This window comes from Streptococcus sp. 27098_8_23 (assembly GCF_041432195.1).
Classification (GTDB): Bacteria; Bacillota; Bacilli; order Lactobacillales; family Streptococcaceae; genus Streptococcus.
In genome coordinates this window covers 1-4,718 of sequence record NZ_JAPVZF010000012.1, presented here as the reverse complement: position 1 = coordinate 4,718, position 4,718 = coordinate 1, and the positions used below count along the sequence as shown (strand labels likewise).

Sequence of the window (4,718 nt, the reverse complement as noted above, 5' to 3'; positions counted from 1 at the left end):
CACAGGGGGCAACCCCCAACTACTTCCGGCGTTCTAGGGCTTAACTACTGTGTTCGGCATGGGTACAGGTGTATCTCCTAGGCTATCGTCACTTAACTCTGAGTAATACCTACTCAAAATTGAATATCTATCAAATACCAAGAAAACCTCACACTTCGTATTCTCAGTTACTTTGGATAAGTCCTCGAGCTATTAGTATTAGTCCGCTACATGTGTCGCCACACTTCCACTTCTAACCTATCTACCTGATCATCTCTCAGGGCTCTTACTGATATAAAATCATGGGAAATCTCATCTTGAGGTGGGTTTCACACTTAGATGCTTTCAGCGTTTATCCCTTCCCTACATAGCTACCCAGCGATGCCTTTGGCAAGACAACTGGTACACCAGCGGTAAGTCCACTCTGGTCCTCTCGTACTAGGAGCAGATCCTCTCAAATTTCCTACGCCCGCGACGGATAGGGACCGAACTGTCTCACGACGTTCTGAACCCAGCTCGCGTGCCGCTTTAATGGGCGAACAGCCCAACCCTTGGGACCGACTACAGCCCCAGGATGCGACGAGCCGACATCGAGGTGCCAAACCTCCCCGTCGATGTGAACTCTTGGGGGAGATAAGCCTGTTATCCCCAGGGTAGCTTTTATCCGTTGAGCGATGGCCCTTCCATACGGAACCACCGGATCACTAAGCCCGACTTTCGTCCCTGCTCGAGTTGTAGCTCTCGCAGTCAAGCTCCCTTATACCTTTACACTCTGCGAATGATTTCCAACCATTCTGAGGGAACCTTTGGGCGCCTCCGTTACCTTTTAGGAGGCGACCGCCCCAGTCAAACTGCCCGTCAGACACTGTCTCCGATAGGGATAACCTATCCGGGTTAGAGTGGCCATAACACAAGGGTAGTATCCCAACAACGTCTCCTTCGAAACTGGCGTCCCGATCTCTTAGACTCCTACCTATCCTGTACATGTGGTACAGACACTCAATATCAAACTGCAGTAAAGCTCCATGGGGTCTTTCCGTCCTGTCGCGGGTAACCTGCATCTTCACAGGTACTAAAATTTCACCGAGTCTCTCGTTGAGACAGTGCCCAAATCATTACGCCTTTCGTGCGGGTCGGAACTTACCCGACAAGGAATTTCGCTACCTTAGGACCGTTATAGTTACGGCCGCCGTTTACTGGGGCTTCAATTCATACCTTCGGATTACTCCTAAGCACTCCTCTTAACCTTCCAGCACCGGGCAGGCGTCACCCCCTATACATCATCTTACGATTTAGCAGAGAGCTGTGTTTTTGATAAACAGTTGCTTGGGCCTATTCACTGCGGCTGACTTAAAGTCAGCACCCCTTCTCCCGAAGTTACGGGGTCATTTTGCCGAGTTCCTTAACGAGAGTTCTCTCGCTCACCTGAGGCTACTCGCCTCGACTACCTGTGTCGGTTTGCGGTACGGGTAGAGTATGTTTAAACGCTAGAAGCTTTTCTTGGCAGTGTGACGTCACTAACTTCGCTACTAAACTTCGCTCCCCATCACAGCTCAATGTTATAGATATAAGCATTTGACTCATATCACACCTCACTGCTTAGACAGACACTTCCATTCGTCTGCTTTAGTTAGCCTACTGCGTCCCTCCATCACTACATACTCTAGTACAGGAATATCAACCTGTTGTCCATCGGATACACCTTTCGGTCTCTCCTTAGGTCCCGACTAACCCAGGGCGGACGAGCCTTCCCCTGGAAACCTTAGTCTTACGGTGGACAGGATTCTCACCTGTCTTTCGCTACTCATACCGGCATTCTCACTTCTATGCGTTCCAGCACTCCTCACGGTATACCTTCTTCACACATAGAACGCTCTCCTACCATACCTATAAAGGTATCCACAGCTTCGGTAAATTGTTTTAGCCCCGGTACATTTTCGGCGCAGGGTCACTCGACTAGTGAGCTATTACGCACTCTTTGAATGAATAGCTGCTTCTAAGCTAACATCCTAGTTGTCTGTGCAACCCCACATCCTTTTCCACTTAACAATTATTTTGGGACCTTAGCTGGTGGTCTGGGCTGTTTCCCTTTCGACTACGGATCTTAGCACTCGCAGTCTGACTGCCGACCATAATTCATTGGCATTCGGAGTTTATCTGAGATTGGTAATCCGGGATGGACCCCTCACCCAAACAGTGCTCTACCTCCAAGAATCTTGATGTCGACGCTAGCCCTAAAGCTATTTCGGAGAGAACCAGCTATCTCCAAGTTCGTTTGGAATTTCTCCGCTACCCACAAGTCATCCAAGCACTTTTCAACGTGCCCTGGTTCGGTCCTCCAGTGCGTCTTACCGCACCTTCAACCTGCTCATGGGTAGGTCACATGGTTTCGGGTCTACGACATAATACTAAAGCGCCCTATTCAGACTCGGTTTCCCTGCGGCTCCGTCTCTTCAACTTAACCTCGCATCATATCGTAACTCGCCGGTTCATTCTACAAAAGGCACGCTCTCACCCATTAACGGGCTCGAACTTGTTGTAGGCACACGGTTTCAGGTTCTATTTCACTCCCCTCCCGGGGTGCTTTTCACCTTTCCCTCACGGTACTGGTTCACTATCGGTCACTAGGGAGTATTTAGGGTTGGGAGATGGTCCTCCCAGATTCCGACGGGATTTCACGTGTCCCGCCGTACTCAGGATACTGCTAGGTACAAAGACTATTTTAAATACGAGGCTGTTACTCTCTTTGGCTGATCTTCCCAAATCATTCTTCTATAATCTTTGAGTCCACATTGCAGTCCTACAACCCCGAAGAGTAAACTCTTCGGTTTGCCCTCCTGCCGTTTCGCTCGCCGCTACTAAGGCAATCGCTTTTGCTTTCTCTTCCTGCAGCTACTTAGATGTTTCAGTTCACTGCGTCTTCCTCCTCACATCCTTAACAGATGTGGGTAACAGGTAGTACCTGTTGGGTTCCCCCATTCGGAAATCCCTGGATCATCGCTTACTTACAGCTACCCAAGGCATATCGTCGTTTGTCACGTCCTTCTTCGGCTCCTAGTGCCAAGGCATCCACCGTGCGCCCTTATTAACTTAACCTTATTTTTTGACCTTTCAGTCATAAACTCTTTTAATACTACAGCGTTTCGGTTTATTTTCTTGTTACTATTTGATATAGATATTCAATTTTCAATGTGCATTACTTGGTGATTTCTCACCAATGGAGCCTAGCGGGATCGAACCGCTGACCTCCTGCGTGCAAAGCAGGCGCTCTCCCAGCTGAGCTAAGGCCCCACAAGACCTCTCAAGACTAAACAAGACCAATGTGCAGTTCCTTATCCTTAGAAAGGAGGTGATCCAGCCGCACCTTCCGATACGGCTACCTTGTTACGACTTCACCCCAATCATCTATCCCACCTTAGGCGGCTGGCTCCTAAAAGGTTACCTCACCGACTTCGGGTGTTACAAACTCTCGTGGTGTGACGGGCGGTGTGTACAAGGCCCGGGAACGTATTCACCGCGGCGTGCTGATCCGCGATTACTAGCGATTCCGACTTCATGTAGGCGAGTTGCAGCCTACAATCCGAACTGAGACTGGCTTTAAGAGATTAGCTTGCCGTCACCGGCTTGCGACTCGTTGTACCAGCCATTGTAGCACGTGTGTAGCCCAGGTCATAAGGGGCATGATGATTTGACGTCATCCCCACCTTCCTCCGGTTTATTACCGGCAGTCTCGCTAGAGTGCCCAACTGAATGATGGCAACTAACAATAGGGGTTGCGCTCGTTGCGGGACTTAACCCAACATCTCACGACACGAGCTGACGACAACCATGCACCACCTGTCACCTCTGTCCCGAAGGAAAACTCTATCTCTAGAGCGGTCAGAGGGATGTCAAGACCTGGTAAGGTTCTTCGCGTTGCTTCGAATTAAACCACATGCTCCACCGCTTGTGCGGGCCCCCGTCAATTCCTTTGAGTTTCAACCTTGCGGTCGTACTCCCCAGGCGGAGTGCTTAATGCGTTAGCTGCGGCACTAAACCCCGGAAAGGGTCTAACACCTAGCACTCATCGTTTACGGCGTGGACTACCAGGGTATCTAATCCTGTTTGCTCCCCACGCTTTCGAGCCTCAGCGTCAGTTACAAGCCAGAGAGCCGCTTTCGCCACCGGTATTCCTCCATATATCTACGCATTTCACCGCTACACATGGAATTCCACTCTCCCCTCTTGCACTCAAGTTAAACAGTTTCCAAAGCGTACTATGGTTAAGCCACAGCCTTTAACTTCAGACTTATCTAACCGCCTGCGCTCGCTTTACGCCCAATAAATCCGGACAACGCTCGGGACCTACGTATTACCGCGGCTGCTGGCACGTAGTTAGCCGTCCCTTTCTGGTAAGATACCGTCACAGTGTGAACTTTCCACTCTCACACTCGTTCTTCTCTTACAACAGAGCTTTACGATCCGAAAACCTTCTTCACTCACGCGGCGTTGCTCGGTCAGACTTCCGTCCATTGCCGAAGATTCCCTACTGCTGCCTCCCGTAGGAGTCTGGGCCGTGTCTCAGTCCCAGTGTGGCCGATCACCCTCTCAGGTCGGCTATGTATCGTTGCCTTGGTGAGCCGTTACCTCACCAACTAGCTAATACAACGCAGGTCCATCTGGTAGTGATGCAATTGCACCTTTCAAGCAAATGTCATGCGACATCTACTCTTATGCGGTATTAGCTATCGTTTCCAATA

General features: G+C 50.0%; 1 tRNA gene and 3 rRNA genes. All 4 read right to left on the bottom strand.

Going from position 1 to position 4,718, the window contains the following annotated elements:
* Window positions 1–96, bottom strand: a 5S ribosomal RNA gene (gene rrf, locus O3652_RS10095); the annotation flags it as partial.
* Window positions 97–172: 76 nt separating this feature from the next.
* A 23S ribosomal RNA gene (locus O3652_RS10090) occupies window positions 173–3,075 on the bottom strand.
* A gap of 122 nt (window positions 3,076–3,197) precedes the next feature.
* Window positions 3,198–3,270 (bottom strand) — tRNA-Ala (locus tag O3652_RS10085).
* Between the two features lie 51 nt (window positions 3,271–3,321).
* A 16S ribosomal RNA gene (locus tag O3652_RS10080) occupies window positions 3,322–4,718 on the bottom strand; the annotation flags it as partial.